Here is a 16473-nt window from a genome sequence, read left to right as displayed (position 1 = left end):
CGCCGCCTGCCTACCCGGCGCCGCGGCGGATACAAGCCGAATACCCTTTGGAGACAGCAATGCCCGATACCGTCACGCCCGGCGACCAGAGCGCCAGTGCGCCCGCCGACTATTCTTCCCGCCTCACCACCGTCACCCTGGACGACAAGTACACCGCGAAGTCGGGCGCCATCTTCCTGTCCGGTATCCAGGCCCTGGTGCGCCTGCCGATGATGCAGCGCGAGCGCGACCTGGCCGCCGGCCTGAACACGGCCGGCTTCATCTCGGGCTACCGCGGCTCCCCGCTGGGCGGCCTGGACGAGACCCTGTGGAAGACGAAAAAACACCTGGAAGCGAACGCCATCCAGTTTGTCCCGGGCGTGAACGAAGACCTGGCCGCCACCGCCGTCTGGGGCACCCAGACCGTCGACCTGATCGGCCCGGCCAAGTACGACGGCGTGTTCGCCATGTGGTACGGCAAGGGCCCGGGCGTGGACCGCTGCGGCGACGTCTTCAAGCACATGAACCACGCCGGCACCGCCAAGCACGGCGGCGTGCTGCTGGTGGCCGGCGACGACCACGGCGCGTATTCGTCGACCCTGCCGCACCAGTCCGACCACATCTTCTCGGCCTGCATGATCCCGGTGCTCTATCCCTGCAACGTGCAGGAATACCTGGACCTGGGCGTGCACGGCTGGGCCATGTCGCGCTACTCGGGCTGCGCGGTCGCGTTCAAGGCCCTGGCCGACACGGTCGAATCGAGCGCCTCGGTTGACGCAGATCCGTTCCGCGTCGAAGTCAAGTATCCGAAGGACTTCACCATGCCGGAAGGCGGGCTGAATACCAAGCTGTCCTCGGTGCCGCTGGGTCAGCAGGCGCGCAACCAGGAAGCGCTGATGCAGGACTATAAGATCTATGCTGCCCTGGCCTATGCCCGTGAAAACAAGCTGAACCGCACCACCATCGACAGCGCCAACGCCAAGCTGGGCATCATCGCGTCCGGCAAATCCTACCTGGACGTGCTGGAAGCGCTGGAAGAACTGGGCATCGACGAAACCATGGCCGCCAAGGTCGGCCTGCGCCTGTACAAGGTGGCCATGATCTGGCCGCTGGAGCCGGAAGGCGTGCGCGAATTCGCGCAAGGCCTGGAAGAGATCCTGGTGGTCGAGGAGAAGCGCCAGGTCGTCGAATACCAGCTCAAGGAACAACTGTACAACTGGCGCGACGACGTGCGCCCCCACATCGTCGGCAAGTTCGACGACAAGGGCGAATGGGTCGCGCCGCGCGGCGACTGGCTGCTGCCGCCGAAAGCCGATTTCTCGGTGGCCCAGGTGGCGCGCGTGATCGCCGGCCGCATCGCGCGCCTGAACCTGGACGACAGCACCCGCGACCTGATCAAGGCGCGCCTGGCCTTCCTGGACGCCAAGGACGCCGTGCTGCAGAAGGCGATCACCACGCCCTTCCGTCCGGCCTTCTACTGCTCCGGCTGCCCGCACAACAGCTCGACCAAGGTGCCGGAAGGATCCTTCGCGCTGGCCGGCATCGGCTGCCACGTGATGGCGACCTCGATTTACCCCGAGATGAACAAGCTGACCACCCACATGGGCGGCGAAGGCACCCCGTGGATCGGCCAGGCCGCGTTCTCCCAGGTGCCGCACGTGTTCCAGAACCTGGGCGACGGCACCTACTTCCACTCCGGTTATCTCGCGATCCGCGCGGCGGTGGCGGCCAAGGTCAACATCACCTACAAGATCCTGTACAACGACGCGGTCGCGATGACCGGCGGCCAGCCGGTCGACGGCCAAACGTCGGTGCCGATGATCGCCCAGCAGATGGCGGCCGAAGGCGTCAAGCGCATCGCCCTGGTGACCGAAGACCTGTCGCGCTACGCCGACCGCAGCAATCTGCCGGCCCTGGTCACCCTGCACGACCGCAAGCACATGGACGACATCCAGCGCGAGCTGCGCGAACTGCCGGGCGTGACCGTCATCATCTACGACCAGACCTGCGCCGCCGAGAAGCGCCGCCGCCGCAAGAAAGGCGAATTCCCCGACCCGGCCCAGCGCATGGTGATCAACGAAGCCGTGTGCGAAGGCTGCGGCGACTGCGGCATCCAGTCGAACTGCGTCTCGATCCTGCCGAAGGAAACGGAATTCGGCCGCAAGCGCCAGATCGACCAGTCCTCGTGCAACAAGGACTTCTCGTGCAACAAGGGCTTCTGCCCGAGCTTCGTGACCGTCGAAGGCGGCGCGCTCAAGAAGAGCAAGGCCGGCGTCAGCAAGAACGGCGCCGATGACGGCTGGGGCGAGCTGCCGCTGCCCACGCTGCCGGGTGTCGAGCATCCCTACAACATCCTGATCAACGGCATCGGCGGCACCGGCGTGATCACCGTCGGCGCCCTGATGGGCATGGCCGCCCACCTCGAAGGCAAGGGCGCCTCGGTGCTGGACATGACCGGCATGAGCCAGAAGAACGGTTCGGTCACCTCGCACGTGAAGATCGCCGCCTCGCCCGAGCGCCTGCGTGCCCAGCGCATCGCCACCGGCGAAGCGGACCTGATCCTGGGCTGCGACATCCTGACCACCGGCGCCGCCGATGCGGTCTCGAAGATGCGTCCGGGCCGCACGCTCGCCATCGTCAACCTGCACGAGCAGCCGACCGGCACCTTCGCCCAGCAGCGCGACTGGGAATTCCCGTCCGGCGACGTGCGTTCGCTGATCCTGGAAGCCGTGGGCGGTGACTCGGGCGTGGACTTCGTCGACGCCACCAAGCTGGCCACCTCGCTGATGGGCGACTCGATCGCGACCAACCTCTTCCTGATGGGCTACGCCTGGCAGAAGGGCCGCATCCCGCTGAGCGAAGCCGCCCTGCTGCGCGCGATCGAGCTGAATGGCGTGGCGGTCGCCTCGAACAAGATGAGCTTCCTGTGGGGCCGCCGCGCCGCCGTGGACTTCAAGCGCGTCGAGAAGCAGGCGACGCCAAGCCAGACGGTCGTGATCCAGATGCCGCAGAACCTGGAAAGCGTGATCAAGAAGCGCGTCGAGCACCTGACCGGCTACCAGGACGCCGCCTACGCGGCCGTCTACGAAGACCTGGTCAAGCGCGTGCGCGAAGCCGAGAGTGGCAAAGGCCTGGGCAACAAGCTGTCCATGGCGGTGGCGAAGAACTACGCCAAGCTGATGGCCTACAAGGACGAATACGAAGTGGCGCGCCTGTACACCGACGGCCGCTTCCTCGAGCAGCTCAAGACCCAGTTCGAAGGCGACTTCTCGCTCAGCTTCAACCTGGCCCCGCCGCTGCTGGCCAAGAAGGACGCCAAGGGCCACATGGTGAAAGCCAAGTACGGCTCGTGGATGTTCGGCGCCTTCAAGCTTCTGGCCAAGCTCAAGGGCTTGCGCGGCGGCGCCCTCGACGTCTTCGGCTACACCGCCGAGCGCAAGATGGAACGCGCCCTGATCGCGGAATACGGCGAGATGGTCGAAGGCCTGCTGGCCACCCTGGACGCGTCGAACCACGCGACCGCGGTGGAACTGGCGGCCCTCCCGGACCAGATTCGCGGCTTCGGCCACGTGAAGGAAAAGGCCGTGGCCGAGTACCGGGCGCGCAAGGCGGAGCTGCTGTCGGGCAACGTCAAGCGCCGGGCTGCCTGATCTCGCCGCCACCCTTTGCACCGTCGTCCCCGCGAAGGCGGGGAGCCAAGTTCCCCGCCGCGAGCTGCAACAGCACGAGTGGTACGCAGCAAACTTGGATCCCGGCCTGCGCCGGGATGACGGTCTTTGAGCTGGTGGTACTAAACCCAACCGAAGCCTTCTTGACGTTAACGTTAACGTCATATACCGTACCAGAATATCCTCAGTCCGCCGACACCCAAGGACCCATCCAATGAACGACATCACCTCCGCCGCCAAGCTCGACCTGCCGGAACAGCCGAAACTCGCCAACAAGGTCCGTTTCGTCACCGCCGCCTCCCTGTTCGACGGCCACGACGCCTCGATCAACATCATGCGCCGCATCCTGCAGTCGAACGGCGCCGAGGTCATCCACCTCGGCCACAACCGCTCGGTCGACGAAGTCGTGACCGCGGCCCTGGCCGAGGATGTGCAGGGCATCGCCATCTCCAGCTACCAGGGCGGCCACGTCGAATACTTCAAGTACATGATCGACCTGCTCAAGCAACGCGGCGGCGCCCACATCAAGGTGTTCGGCGGCGGCGGCGGCGTGATCGTCCCGAGCGAGATCGAGGAACTGCACGCCTACGGCGTCACCCGCATCTTCAGCCCGGAAGACGGCCAGCGCATGGGCCTGGTCGGCATGATCCGCTCGATGCTGGAAGCTTGCGACGTCGACCTGTCCTCCTACGCCCCGACCTCGATCGACGCCCTCCAGCAGGGCGAGATCGGCGCGCGCCACCGTCCGCTGGCCCAGCTGATCACGGCGCTCGAAAACGGAAAGGCCGACGCAAGCCTGCGCGAACAAATCGTGAACGCCGCGGAAAACGTGAAGACCCCGGTCCTCGGCATCACCGGCACCGGCGGCGCGGGCAAGTCCTCGCTGACCGATGAACTGATCCGCCGCATCCGCCTCGACCAGGGCGACCGCCTGAACATCGCGGTGATCTCGATCGACCCGTCGCGCCGCAAGTCGGGCGGCGCCCTGCTGGGCGACCGCATCCGCATGAACGCGATCAACCCGTGGAATGGGCAAGCGCGCGTCTTCATGCGCTCGCTCGCCACCCGCGAAGCCGGTTCCGAGATTTCGCAGGCGCTGCCGGACGTGATCGCCGCCTGCAAGGTGGCCGGCTTCGACCTCGTCATCGTCGAGACCTCGGGCATCGGCCAGGGCGACGCCGCCATCGTGCCGCACGTCGACACCTCGATGTACGTGATGACCCCGGAATTCGGCGCCGCCTCGCAGCTGGAGAAGATCGACATGCTCGACTTCGCCGACTTCATCGCCATCAACAAGTTCGACCGCAAGGGCGCCCAGGATGCGCTGCGCGACGTCGCCAAGCAGTACCAGCGCAACCGCGAGCTGTGGAGCAAGTCGCCGGACGAGATGCCGGTGTTCGGCACCCAGGCGTCGCGCTTCAACGACGACGGCGTCACCGCCCTCTACCACGGCCTGCTGCCGAAGCTGGCCGAGCTGGGCCTGCAAGTCGAAGCGGGCAAGCTGAACGCCCCTTCGCAGAAGTACTCGAGCGGCAAGAACGTGATCGTGCCCCCGGCGCGCGCGCGCTACCTGGCCGAGATCGCCGACACCGTGCGCGGCTACCACCGCAACACCTACAAGCAGGTCAAGCTGGCGCGCGAACGCCAGCAGCTGATGGAAACCAAGCGCATGCTGGCGGCCGCGAACCGCGACGTGGTCCTCGACGACCTGATCACGGAGCGCGACAACGCCATGGAAGGCGGCGCGAAAAAACTGCTAGCCATGTGGCCTGACATGCAGGCCGCCTACGCGGGCGAGGATTACGTCGTCAAGATCCGCGACAAGGAAATCCGCACCCGCCTGGTGCAAAAGACCCTGTCGGGCAACCCGATTCGCAAGGTGGCCCTGCCGAAGTTCGAAGACCATGGCGAAATCCTGCGCTTCCTGATGCTGGAAAACGTGCCGGGCTCCTTCCCCTACACGGCCGGCGTGTTCGCCTTCAAGCGCGAAGGCGAAGACCCGACCCGCATGTTCGCGGGCGAAGGCGACGCCTTCCGCACCAACAAGCGCTTCAAGCTGGTGTCGACCGGCATGGACGCCAAGCGCCTGTCGACCGCCTTCGACTCGGTGACCCTGTACGGCGCCGATCCGGCGATCCGTCCCGACATCTACGGCAAGGTCGGCAACTCGGGCGTGTCGATCGCGACCCTGGACGACATGAAGGTGCTGTACGACGGCTTCGACCTGTGCAGCCCGAGTACATCCGTCTCGATGACGATCAACGGCCCGGCCCCGACCATCCTGGCGATGTTCATGAACACCGCCATCGACCAGCAGATCGACAAGTTCGTCCTCGAGAACAAGCGCCAGCCGACCGATGACGAAGCCCAGAAGATCAAGGACTGGGTCCTGATGAACGTGCGCGGCACGGTGCAGGCCGACATCCTGAAGGAAGACCAGGGCCAGAACACCTGCATCTTCTCGACCGAGTTCTCGCTCAAGGTGATGGGCGACATCCAGGAATATTTTGTTCACCACCAGGTGCGCAACTTCTACTCGGTGTCGATCTCGGGCTACCACATCGCCGAGGCGGGCGCGAACCCGATCTCGCAGCTGGCCTTCACGCTCTCGAACGGCTTCACCTTCGTCGAAGCCTACCTGGCGCGCGGCATGCACATCGACGACTTCGCACCCAACCTGTCCTTCTTCTTCTCGAACGGCATGGACCCGGAATACACGGTGCTGGGCCGCGTGGCGCGCCGCATCTGGGCGGTGGCGATGCGCGACAAGTACGGCGCCAACGAGCGCTCGCAGAAGCTCAAGTACCACATCCAGACATCGGGCCGCTCGCTGCACGCGCAGGAGATCGACTTCAATGACATCCGTACCACCCTGCAGGCGCTGATCGCGATCTACGACAATTGCAACTCGCTGCATACCAACGCGTACGACGAGGCGATCACCACGCCGACCGACGAATCGGTGCGCCGCGCCCTGGCGATCCAGCTGATCATCAACCGTGAGTGGGGCCTGGCGAAGAACGAGAACCCGAACCAGGGCTCCTTCATCATCGACGAGCTGACCGACCTGGTCGAAGAGCAGGTGCTGCAGGAGTTCGAGCGCATCGCCGAACGCGGCGGCGTGCTGGGCGCGATGGAGACCGGCTACCAGCGCGGCAAGATCCAGGAAGAGTCGATGCTGTACGAGCACCAGAAGCACGACGGTACGCTGCCGATCATCGGCGTGAACACCTTCCGCAACCCGAACGGCGCGGGCGCGCCGGCGACCATCGAGCTGGCCCGTTCCACGGACGACGAGAAGCAGTCGCAGCTGACCCGCCTGGAAGCCTTCCACGCGCGTAATGCAGCCCAGGCCCCAAGCGCCCTGGCTGCGCTGCAGCAGGCGGCGATCGACAACGAAAACGTGTTCGCCAAGCTGATGGACGCGGTGCGGGTGTGCTCGCTGGGGCAGATCACCACGGCGCTGTTCGAGGTGGGTGGGCAGTATCGCCGCAATATGTAATCGGCGAGGGTTAACTGAAAAGGGCGCGGAATCCGCGCTCTTTTTTTATGTTTTCAATGTTCACGCAAACTTGGATTCCGGCCTTCGCCGGAATGACGGTCTTTGAGCTACCGGTAAACTCAAACAGCGTCGTTCCGGCGAAGGCCGGAACAATGTCACTGGCATTGTTCCGCCCAAGTTCGTAGCGCACCCCCAGCGCGTCCTTTAGCCAAAACTCACCGCATACACCGGCGGCAAATTCCCCGCCACCGCGTGCCAGCTATCCCCGCCGTTATCCGACACCCACACATTGCCCGTGGTCGACCCCATGATCAGGGTGCGCCCATCCTCGTGCACCGCCAGCCCATGCCGGTACACCAGGTCGTAGCAGTGCTCCTGCGGCAGCCCCGCGCGCAGCACGTCGAAGGTCTTGCCGCCGTCGCGGGTGCGCGTGACGGCCAGCGAGGCGCCGACGGGAATGCGGCGCTCGTCCTTCTCGGCCGGCACGAACCAGGCGGTCTGGCCGTCGCGCGGATGGGCCGCCACCGCGAAGCCGAAGTGCGACAAGGGCATGTTCTTCACTTCCTGCCAGCTGCGGCCGTCGTCGCCCGAGCGCCAGACGCCGTTATGGTGCTGGCACCACAGCACGTCCGGCTGGCCCGCGCAGCGCACGATGCGGTGCGGGTCCTGGGCTTCCTCGCTGTCCTGCATGTCGGGCGGCATGTAGTCGGCGCGCATGCCTTTCGCGCTCAGGGCCCAGCTGGCGCCGCCATCGGCGCTGCGCCAGGCGCCGGCGCAGGAGATCCCGACCAGCAGGCTGGCGCTGTCGCGCGGGTCGACGCAGATGCTGTGGATGCCGGGGTCGTCGTAGCCGCCGCCGAACCAGTGCGGCCGGCCGGGCTGGTCCCAGAGCGGGCGCACCAGCTCCCAGCTGTCGCCACGGTCGTTCGAGCGGAACAGGCCGCCCGGCAGGGTGCCGGCCCAGAGCACGCCCGGCTGGCCGGCGCCGCCCGCTTCCAGCGACCAGATCAGCTTGTTGGTCCATTCGACCTTCTCTTCCAGGCCTTCCGGCTTGGGCGGATAGCTGGGCGCCGGCAGCTCGGTCCAGATCTCGCCCTGCTTGCGGTGCAGCTTGACGCCGAAGTGGCCCAGGTTGAGGGCCGCGTACAAGGCGCCGTCGCGGCGGTCGGGCAGCACCATCGACACCGGCTCGCCCAGGAAGTGCACGGGGCCGAACTCCCAGCGCCCGCCGCTGAACGACAATTCGAACAATCCCTTGCGGGTCGCCACATAGGCCTGCATGCTCATTTTCCGCTCATCCTCCTGACAGGGCCTGCAGCACGTAGACCTTGCTGTCGGGCCGAAGTGGATCGTCGAGGCGCCGCGTGTCGAGGCAGCGCCGGCCATCGATGAAGATCACGACGTTGGGCCGCAAGGCCCCCTGGTCGTCCAGCACGTAACCGCGCAGGCGCGGGTTCAGGGCGAAGGCGCTGTCCAGGCCTTCGCGCAGGCAGCCGGCATCGGTACTGAGCTCGGGCACGGCGGTGAAGCGCGCCAGCTGCTGCGTGAAGAAGAGTTGCGCCATGATCGGTCCATCAAAAACGGGGGCGTCCCGCCTTGCGTATCCCGTGGGCGTTGCGCGGCGGGCAAACCTACAATGTAGCCCTGAACCACTCGCGGAGCAATGCATGCCGATCAAACCCGAGCACCTGGCCGCCCTGATGCAGGAAGTCGAGCAGGAAGACCCGATCGACTTCGCCGACCTGCCCTTTCCCGAGGACGAATTGCGCACCCTGGTCGCCACCCATTTGTGCGAGATGGCGGCGTCGATGGAGAACTTCAGCACCGAGGATCGCTTGATGACCCTGCTCGCGGTGTCCGCCAAGCTGGTGCTGGAAAACCTGGTGCTGCACGTGCAGTTGCTGCGGCGCCACGGGCTGCCGGTGAGCGACAACGTCGAGGCCTTGCTGAACCGGCTCAAGAAAGGAGACGACCCGTCGTCCGGCGGTTGAGCCCGGGATAGTGAGCGCCAGTTGGTATTCATGCAGGATTGCGTAACTGTCATGGCAAGTCCGCAACAGTCGTGTCCATAGACTCACTGCATATGAACCCGTTCGGGTATTATTGTCGATGAGGAAACTCTCCTCCCGGTCATCCCGGTCCCCCCATCGCCGCGATACTACCTAAAAGGAACGATTCAATGCCGCGTCATGTCCATAAGCTCACTCTTACCGCAGCCCTCGTCTCCGGCGCCCTCGTGCTGGGCGGCCTGGCCGGCTGCAACCGCACCGAATCGACTGCGACCCTGCTGGCCGAGGCGAAGGCGTACCAGGACAAGGGAGACCGCAAGGCCGCGCTGATCCAGCTGAAGAACGCGGTGGCCCAGAGTCCGGAAGACGGCGAAGCCCGCTTCCTGCTGGGCAGCCTGCACCTCGACAGCGGCGACGCCGTGTCGGCCGAGAAGGAATTGCGCAAGGCGGCCAGCCTGGGCATCGCCTCCGAGCGCACCCTGCCGCTGCTGGCGCGCGCCCTGCAAACCCAGGGCCAGTCCGACAAGGTGCTGGAAGAAGTCACGCTCGAGAAGGCCAAGGGCTCGGCTTCCCTGATGGCGCTGCGCGGCGACGCCCTGCTCGAGCAGCGCAAGACCGACGAGGCCAAGCAAGCCTACGACGCGGCGCTCCAGCTCGATCCCGCCACCGGCGAAGCCCTGATCGGCCTGGCGCGCCACGCGCTGTTCAGCCAGGACACGGCCGCCGCCGAACGCTACGCGCTCGAGGCCGTGACCAAGGATGCCAAGAACGCGGACGCCTGGCTGTTCCAGGGCGGCATCCTGCGCGCCCTCAACAAGACGGACGAGGCCATGAAGGCCTATGACCAGGTCATCGCCCTGCGCCCGCACGACCGCAGCGCCTACGTCGAAAAAGCCTATATCCAGATCAACCAGGGCAAGTTCGACGCCGCCAAGGCCTCGATCGAGGCCGCGCGCAAGAATGCGCCGGGCAACCTGCTGGCGACCTACGCCCAGGGCCTGCTCGACTACACCCAGGGCAAGCACGCCGAGGCCCAGGAATCGCTGCAGAAGGTCCTGAAGGCCTCTCCCGATCACCTGCCGAGCATCCTGCTGTCGGGCGCGGTGGAGCTGAACCTGGGCGCCCTCCAGCAGGCCGAACTGCACCTGCGCAAATACCTGGCGTCGAATCCGGACAACGTCTTCGCGCGCAAACTGCTGGCCCAGACCCTGCTCAAGAGCTCGCAGCCGAAGGATGCGGTCGACGCCCTGGCCCCGGTACTCAAGGACGCCGGCAACGATCCGCAGCTGCTGGCCCTGGCCGGCCAGTCCTACATGCAGGTGCGCGACTTCGACAAGGCCACCAGCTACTTCGAGAAGGCCAGCGAGCTGGCGCCGAAGGTGGCGGCGATCCGCACCTCGCTCGGCCTGTCGCGCCTGGGCCAGGGCGACCGGGACAAGGGCCTGAGCGACCTGCAGGCAGGCGCCACCCTCGATCCGAAGTCGCCCGACGGCGGCATGGCGCTGGTGCAGGCCGAACTCGGCATGAAGAACTACGACAAGGCCTTGGCCGCCGCCCAGCAGCTGGCCAAGCAGCAGCCGAACAACGCCCAGGTGCATAACCTGCTGGGCCTGGTCCACCTGGCCAAGCAGGACGCGGCTTCCGCCCGCGCCGCCTTCGAGGAATCGGTCCGCCTGCAGCCGGCCTTCTACCCGGCCGCCACCGCGCTGGCCGAACTCGACATGCGCGACAAGAAGATCGACTCCGCCAAGGCGCGCTTCAACGGCGTCCTCAAGGCCGATCCGAAGCATGTCGGCGCCATGACCGCGCTGGCCCAGATCGCGCTCTACGAGAAGAAACCGGCCGAAGCCACCACCTGGCTGGAGAAGGCCAGCACCGACAACCCGGGCGCCGTGGCCCCGATCATCAAGCTGGGCGGCCACTACCTGAGCCAGAACGAGCCGCAGAAGGCCCTGAACCTGGCGCGCAAGGCCAGCACCGAGAACCCGACCCAGCCCGACCTGCTCGACCTGCTCGGCCAGGCCCAGCTGGCCAGCAAGGACGCCGCCGGCGCCCTCGAGACCTACAGCAAGCTGGTCAAGGTGCTGCCGAAGTCGGCAATGGCCCAGTACCGCCTGGCCAACGCCCACGTGGCGCTGAAGAACGAAAGCGCCGCCGCCGACGACATCAAGCGCGCCCTGGCCCTGCAGCCGGACTTCCTGCCGGCCCACCTGGCCCAGGTCGAGCTGGCGATGCGCGCCAAGAAGCCGGAGCAGGCGCTCGAGAGCGCACGCGCCCTGCAGAAGCAGCCCAACAACGCCGCCGTCGGCTACGTGCTCGAAGGCGACCTGCTGACCCGCGAGAAGAAGCAGGCCCAGGCGCTGGCGATGTACGAGAAGGCCTATGCGCTGCAGCCGAGCTCCAAGGTGCTGCTGACCATCCACCGCGCCATGCTCGCGTCCGGCAAGGAAGCCCAGGCCGACGCCCGCCTGGCCGACTGGATGAAGAAGAACCCGAACGACATGTCGGTCACCATGTACCAGGCCGAGCGCAGCCTGACCAAGGGCCAGCTCAAGCAGGCGGCGGCGCAGTTCGAGACCATCGTGAAGGCCGCGCCGAACAACGGCGTGGCGCTGAACAACCTGGCCTGGACCTACCAGCAGCTGAAGGATCCGAAGGCGCTCGAAACCGCCGAGCAGGCCTACCGCGCGAGCGGCGACCACCCGGCGGTGATGGACACCCTGGGTGCGATCCTGGTCGAACGCGGCGATCTCAAGCGCGCCGTGCCCCTGCTGCAGAAGGGCGTGAACCTGGCGCCGAACAGCGGCGACCTGCGCCTGCACCTGGCCCAGGCCCTGATCAAGTCGGGCGACAAGGCCGGCGCCAAGAAGGAACTGGAACTGCTGGCATCGAAGGGCAACGGCCCCGGCGCCGAGCAGGCCAAGGAACTCTTGAAGCAGCTGTAAGCCGGAACGAAAACGCCACCGCAAGGTGGCGTTTTAGCATCATTAGTTATAAATTTGCAATTTCTTTCTGGCACGCCCGTGCCGTCAGTGCTAGGATAGAAGAACCGCCACTGCATCAGTCCGGCGCCCATCCTGCGGAGAGAGAATATGACCACGCTAAATTCCACAGAATTGAAAGATTTAATCTCTGAACCGGGGAGCGCACGATACAGCTCAGCTACCGAAGGCTCACCGGCCTCATGTGATAGGATCACCGACGTGGCCATCAACGAAAAATCCTTCGGGATCCGGGTTGCCGATACTGATCAAGGCCGAAGCAAAGCCAGTCTCTTGATCAATAAAATGTATGCGTGGCGTGGTTATGCAGGCACGCATCGTCTTGAGGACAACCCTAACCGAATCACCCTCTCCGCATCCGACCACGGCGAAGTGGTGGGAACGGTAACGCTCGGCATCGATTCCGATGTCGGACTACTGGCCGACGAGATCTTCAAGGACGAAATCGACCGCTACCGCGCGCGGGGCGGCAAGGTGTGCGAGATCACCAAGCTGGCTTTCGATCCCAAGGTGCGCTCCAAGATGGCGCTGGCCTCGCTGTTCCACATCCTGTTCATCTACGGCCGCCGCATCCACAACTGCACCGACGTCTTCATCGAGGTCAATCCACGCCACCGCCGCTTCTACGAGACCATGCTCGGCTTCACCCGCCTGGGCGAGATGCGCACCAATCCGCGCGTCGACGCGCCGGCCTGGCTGCTGTGGAGCAGCCTGGACCATGTGCAGGAACAGATCGAGCGTTTCGGCGGCACCAGCAACCATCCCGGCAACGAGCGTTCGCTGTTCCCGTATTTCTTCTCCCAGAAAGAAGAAGAAGGCATCACCCGGCGTCTCATGTCGCTCGGCTGAGCTGCCTCTCACCGGCACTTACGCCCCGGATGCGGCCTGCGCGAGCAGGCCGTTTTCATGTGGGCGTCCTTCGAAGCGCTCCAGGATCGGCAGCACCAGGCGGCGCAGGAACAGCCCCACCCCGCCCCACAGGGTGATGAACCACAGCGGCACGCCGCCCGGCGGATCGCCCGGGTAGGCCCAGTTGCCGCTGAGGACGCCCGAATACTCGATCAGCGCGCCCAGCAGGATCATGTAGCCGGTATAGGCCAGGTCTTCGCGTTCGTGGAACAGCACCAGGCCGATCGCCAGCAGGACGCCGGTGACGGCCAGCAGGGTATTGCCGTCATGGATGGCGGAGAAGGCCGCCGAATAGGCCAGCGCCAGCGCCCAGACGGCGCCGCGGCGGTCGTGCGCGGCCTTCCCGCCCAGCACGCGGCGCGTGTGCAGCAGGTAGAAACCCCACATGAACAATTCCCATACCGGCATGCCGAGCAGGTCCGGTTCGGTGAAACGGAAGATGCCCTGGGCCAGGGAGGCGCCGTTCATGCCGGTGAAGAACACGCACACCACCGCGAAGAACACGGCCTCGACCTTGCTCAGGCGGCCGAAGGTGAGCGCCCACACGAGCAGCAAGGCCGCCAGCTTGCCGAGGTTGGTCGGCACGAAGGCGAGGATGGCCATTACCAATGGCACTTGAAGCAATAGACGGTAAGGAATTCGCATGTCGGAGAGTAGACTATGATTCCGTCAATATTGTCAATAAACCCAGCATACGAATCGGGCATGTAAACGCAAAAAAGGCCTCCGAAGAGGCCTTTTTTAGCGGGAAGGAAGACGCTTAGTCTTTCTTCTGGCGGCGGCGCAGGGCGGCGCCCATGCCGACCATTGCCAGGCCCATCAGCGACAGGGCGCCCGGTTCCGGCAGGGCGTAAGCCTGGCCCGGATCGTCGATGCGCGCGCCGAGGATGTTGTTGGCGCCGTTACCCCAGTTCGGGTTGTAGTTGTAGCTGTTCTTGAAGCGCAGGTCGCGCAGGCCTTGCCAGCTCGAGAACCAATCCGAATCCAGCTGGTCAGCCCACAGGCCGCCGGCCGAGGTGTCCACCGATGCGTAGGAGTCGGCGGTGCCCGAGAAGCCGTTGCTGCTCGGAACCTGGTCGCCCACGACGGTGTTGTTCGGATCGATGGTGTCCATGCCGGTGTCGAAGAACAGGCGGGCCAGGAAGGTGCCTTCGGTGAAGCCGGTGGCGCAGCTGAAGCCGCAACGAACGCCCGGGTTGATGGTGTCCAGGGTGGTCTTGGACATGCTGTTCAGGTCGCGCCAGTACAGGTCCATGTAGCCCTTGGTCGCCGGGAACGGGTTGTTCGCGTTCGGGGTGCCTGCCTCGACGCCGTAGAACATGCCGGTCACTTGACCGCCGCCCAGGCCGTTGACGAAGAAGATGTCGCCGGTTGGGTCGATCTGGTCGTTCGGGGTGTTGACCGAGCCGCGTTCCATGGTCGAGATGGTGAACACGCCCCAGTTGATTTCGTTCGAACCCGCCCAGGTGGTGGCGCCGTTGATGGCGATCTGCTCTTGACCCGAGAACTTCAGGTAGATCGGGCCCGGAGGAAGCTGGGTAGCCGGTGCGGCATATGCGCCAAAGCTCATGGCAGCGCCAAATGCGAGTGCGAGAATCTTTTTCATGCTGCGTTCTCCAAGATAAAGAAATTCTGTTTGATAGATAACGACACCGACACTGGGTATTTAGCAATCTGTGTGCCAGCGTTTAAAGATCCTCGCTAAGTGGTTGAAAATGCATCGCTTTTCACAAAGTTCACAATTCTGGACGGCCGTGCGGGCTCGGCCATTGTAAAAATTCCCGACAGATAATTAACGATAGCGTCCCGGCGCCAGCAGATCGTGCGGGTCGAGGGCGCGGCGCAGGCGCTCGTGCAGCTGCTGCGAGTCCTGGGTCAGGGCGCTCAACCCAGGCATGGCCGAGGTCGTGACCCGGTAGGGGAACCAGCCCTGCTCGCGGCCGCGCTCGATCAGCTCGCGGTAGCAGGCCTGGGCGGCTTCCACCGCGGCGGGAGAGTGGCGGTCGAACAGCAAGGGTACGGTACTGTCGAATAATTTGTCACTCAGCGAAGTGAAGGTCAGCAGGGGCTCCATGCCGTGCTTGCGGGTGACGGCGCTGACCATCTCGACATAGGCGCGCGCGCCCTGCCCGCGCATCGGCACCAGCGGCGCGTACCAGATCAGCCCGCAACCGTCCCGGGCCGGATTGCGCGCTCCTTCCGCGCCGGCAGCGGGGTTGCGCCAGTAGGCCAGCGGCAGCGCGGTCTCGTTCGGACGCCCGCCCGCCAGTTCCAGCGAGCGCGCCAGGGTGGCGGCCGTGCTGGCCAGGCGCTGCCCGGCCGGGCCCGGCAGCCAGCCGGCCACGCGGCGCAGGGTATTCGCGTTGTCCTGGCTCAGGAACAGCATGCGGCTGGCCACGCCCTTGAGCGCGGCGCGGATCTCCTTCTGGGCCGCGGCCACCATGCGCCGGGTGCCGTACAAGGTGCCGAAGCCGGTCCAGGGAAAGATCTGGTACTGGCGGCCCAGCTCCTCGACCAGCGCGGGTGGGATCAGGCCGTCCGCGCCAAGGCGGTCGGCCGGATAAGGCGCCGACATCGCCAGCACCCGGTGCCGGTTCATCAGGTTGAGGCCGGCCACGGTGCCGGGCAGCTTGCCGAGGATGGTGCGGATGCGTTCGATCGCCGGTTCCAGCAGCGCGTCGTCCTTGAGGCTGAACAGGCAGACCTTGACCACCTCGGGCCGGCGCGCCAGCAGGATGCTCATGCGCGTGACCACGCCCAGTCCGCTTTGGGTGAACAGGCCGGCCGAATAGGCGCCGATGCCCCACTTGAACAGGCGCGCCAGTTCCTCGCCGCCGGCCTCGCGCATCGCGGTGCGGTAGCGGCTGCCGTCGGCCAGCACCGCTTCCAGGTCGGTGACGGCGGCAAAGTGGTCGGTATACGGCGTGACCCCGTAGCCGCGCTCGAGCGCGTTGCCGAGCAGGCTGCAGGAGGGCCCGGCGCCGGTGGTCGGCACCATGAAGGGATAATTGTTGCTGTCGAGGAAGTCGGCCAGCATTCCCTGGGTCACGCCGGGTTCCAGGGTCACCACGCCCATCTCGGGATCGAAATGCAGGATGCGGTTCATACCCGACAGGTCCAGGATCACGCAATCGGGCTGGACCGCCAGGGCGCTGCCGTAGCCCCAGTTGCGCCCGGTACTGACCGGATAGACCGGCACCCGGTGGCGCTGGGCGATGCGCATCACCTCGGGCAGGTGGGCGGGGTCGAGGATGCGCAGGGCCGCCGGGACGCTGCGCTCGATGCCGGTGGTGTCGGGTCCGTAGGCGGCGCTGGCGGCCTCACGGGAAAGAACCTGCTGAGGGCCGAGCACGGCCTGCCACTCGGCGGCGGCCGCCTCGAGCGGGGTGGGTTGTGTTTCCATT

The 16473-nt window shown here is 65.7% G+C and carries 11 protein-coding genes; 5 read left to right on the top strand and 6 right to left on the bottom strand.

The annotated features are described in order from the left end of the window. Nucleotides 1-59: 59 nt before the first annotated feature. Nucleotides 60-3629: an indolepyruvate ferredoxin oxidoreductase family protein gene (locus tag KBW98_RS11810; RefSeq protein ID WP_211520336.1), complete on the top strand. Its 3570-nt coding sequence runs from the start codon at nucleotides 60-62 to the stop codon at nucleotides 3627-3629. Nucleotides 3630-3861: 232 nt separating this feature from the next. Then, nucleotides 3862-7149, top strand: a complete 3288-nt coding sequence (gene icmF, locus KBW98_RS11805) for a fused isobutyryl-CoA mutase/GTPase IcmF (RefSeq protein ID WP_211520335.1) — start codon at nucleotides 3862-3864, stop codon at nucleotides 7147-7149. A gap of 10 nt (nucleotides 7150-7159) precedes the next feature. Here icmF and KBW98_RS11800 read toward each other — a convergent pair whose 3' ends face one another. Genes KBW98_RS11800 through KBW98_RS11790 form a run of 3 tightly spaced genes read right to left on the bottom strand, consistent with a single transcriptional unit; the run spans nucleotide 7160 to nucleotide 8713 of the window. Then, a complete protein-coding gene (locus KBW98_RS11800) occupies nucleotides 7160-7339 on the bottom strand; it encodes a hypothetical protein (RefSeq protein ID WP_211520334.1) in 180 nt (59 codons plus the stop codon). A gap of 14 nt (nucleotides 7340-7353) precedes the next feature. Then, a complete protein-coding gene (locus tag KBW98_RS11795; RefSeq protein ID WP_211520333.1) occupies nucleotides 7354-8436 on the bottom strand; it encodes a glycoside hydrolase in 1083 nt (360 codons plus the stop codon). 7 nt (nucleotides 8437-8443) lie between these two features. After that, complete coding sequence (locus tag KBW98_RS11790; protein WP_211520332.1) at nucleotides 8444-8713, bottom strand: MoaD/ThiS family protein; 270 nt, start codon at nucleotides 8711-8713, stop codon at nucleotides 8444-8446. 103 nt (nucleotides 8714-8816) lie between these two features. On the opposite strand from KBW98_RS11790, the gene KBW98_RS11785 reads away from it, so the two are divergent. The 3 genes from KBW98_RS11785 to KBW98_RS11775 all read left to right on the top strand — a co-directional run bounded on the left by KBW98_RS11785 (nucleotide 8817) and on the right by KBW98_RS11775 (nucleotide 13009). Then, on the top strand, nucleotides 8817-9140 hold the full coding sequence (locus KBW98_RS11785) for a hypothetical protein (protein ID WP_211520331.1): 324 nt from the start codon (nucleotides 8817-8819) through the stop codon (nucleotides 9138-9140). Nucleotides 9141-9328: 188 nt separating this feature from the next. After that, complete coding sequence (gene prsT, locus KBW98_RS11780) at nucleotides 9329-12103, top strand: XrtA/PEP-CTERM system TPR-repeat protein PrsT (protein WP_211520330.1); 2775 nt, start codon at nucleotides 9329-9331, stop codon at nucleotides 12101-12103. 147 nt (nucleotides 12104-12250) lie between these two features. Next, the gene (locus tag KBW98_RS11775; RefSeq protein WP_373888931.1) at nucleotides 12251-13009 is read left to right on the top strand and encodes a GNAT family N-acetyltransferase; all 759 of its coding nucleotides are present in this window, start codon (nucleotides 12251-12253) and stop codon (nucleotides 13007-13009) included. An 18-nt stretch (nucleotides 13010-13027) separates the two neighbouring features. Here KBW98_RS11775 and KBW98_RS11770 read toward each other — a convergent pair whose 3' ends face one another. From KBW98_RS11770 to KBW98_RS11760, 3 genes are all read right to left on the bottom strand, one after another. Next, nucleotides 13028-13672 carry a DUF2878 family protein gene (locus KBW98_RS11770; RefSeq protein WP_211520329.1) on the bottom strand — a complete coding sequence of 215 codons (645 nt, stop codon included), beginning with the start codon at nucleotides 13670-13672 and terminating at the stop codon, nucleotides 13028-13030. A gap of 157 nt (nucleotides 13673-13829) precedes the next feature. Further along, entirely contained in the window at nucleotides 13830-14639 is an 810-nt protein-coding gene (locus tag KBW98_RS11765; RefSeq protein ID WP_211520328.1) for a PEP-CTERM sorting domain-containing protein, read from the bottom strand. A gap of 222 nt (nucleotides 14640-14861) precedes the next feature. Continuing rightward, nucleotides 14862-16472 carry an FAD-binding oxidoreductase gene (locus tag KBW98_RS11760; protein ID WP_211520327.1) on the bottom strand — a complete coding sequence of 537 codons (1611 nt, stop codon included), beginning with the start codon at nucleotides 16470-16472 and terminating at the stop codon, nucleotides 14862-14864. Nucleotide 16473 lies beyond the last annotated feature (1 nt).

Origin of the sequence: Massilia sp. ST3, assembly GCF_018119405.1 — a bacterium.
In the GTDB taxonomy this organism is placed as follows: domain Bacteria; phylum Pseudomonadota; class Gammaproteobacteria; order Burkholderiales; family Burkholderiaceae_D; genus Telluria.
Note: the sequence above shows the minus strand (reverse complement) of the source record. Positions and strands in the feature narration are given on the sequence as shown.

Coding starts and splice junctions, on each gene's coding strand:
- KBW98_RS11810 (WP_211520336.1), top strand. CDS start 60: ATGCCCGATACCGTCACGCCCGGCGACCAGAGCGCCAGTGCGCCCGCC.
- icmF (WP_211520335.1), top strand. CDS start 3,862: ATGAACGACATCACCTCCGCCGCCAAGCTCGACCTGCCGGAACAGCCG.
- KBW98_RS11795 (WP_211520333.1), bottom strand. CDS start 8,436: ATGAGCATGCAGGCCTATGTGGCGACCCGCAAGGGATTGTTCGAATTG.
- KBW98_RS11790 (WP_211520332.1), bottom strand. CDS start 8,713: ATGGCGCAACTCTTCTTCACGCAGCAGCTGGCGCGCTTCACCGCCGTG.
- KBW98_RS11785 (WP_211520331.1), top strand. CDS start 8,817: ATGCCGATCAAACCCGAGCACCTGGCCGCCCTGATGCAGGAAGTCGAG.
- prsT (WP_211520330.1), top strand. CDS start 9,329: ATGCCGCGTCATGTCCATAAGCTCACTCTTACCGCAGCCCTCGTCTCC.
- KBW98_RS11775 (WP_373888931.1), top strand. CDS start 12,251: ATGACCACGCTAAATTCCACAGAATTGAAAGATTTAATCTCTGAACCG.
- KBW98_RS11770 (WP_211520329.1), bottom strand. CDS start 13,672: ATGGCCATCCTCGCCTTCGTGCCGACCAACCTCGGCAAGCTGGCGGCC.
- KBW98_RS11765 (WP_211520328.1), bottom strand. CDS start 14,639: ATGAGCTTTGGCGCATATGCCGCACCGGCTACCCAGCTTCCTCCGGGC.
- KBW98_RS11760 (WP_211520327.1), bottom strand. CDS start 16,472: ATGGAAACACAACCCACCCCGCTCGAGGCGGCCGCCGCCGAGTGGCAG.